Below are 230 nucleotides of genomic sequence, written 5' to 3' on the forward strand. Positions count from 1 at the left end.
GGGCTACCCAAATACCCCAGGTTTATTTACCCCGGCTCAAATTGATGGCTGGCGTGTCGTTACCGATGCCGTACACAAAAATAACGGTAAAATCTTTGCTCAGCTTTGGCATACCGGCCGTGTTGCACACCCGCACTTTTTTGGTGGTGGCGATGTATTATCTTCTTCAGCACAAGTCGTGGAAGGCACTGTGCCTAGAATGCGCGAATTGGTTTATCAAACCCCAAAGG

The 230-nt window shown here is 49.1% G+C and carries 1 pseudogene; it reads left to right on the forward strand.

The annotated features are described in order from the left end of the window. Positions 1-230 (forward strand): annotated as a pseudogene (locus tag AAEY79_RS16635) (alkene reductase); the annotation flags it as partial.

It is taken from the genome of Psychrobacter sp. GW64-MNA-CIBAN-0177, from assembly GCF_040309585.1.
In the GTDB taxonomy this organism is placed as follows: Bacteria; Pseudomonadota; Gammaproteobacteria; order Pseudomonadales; family Moraxellaceae; genus Psychrobacter; species Psychrobacter okhotskensis.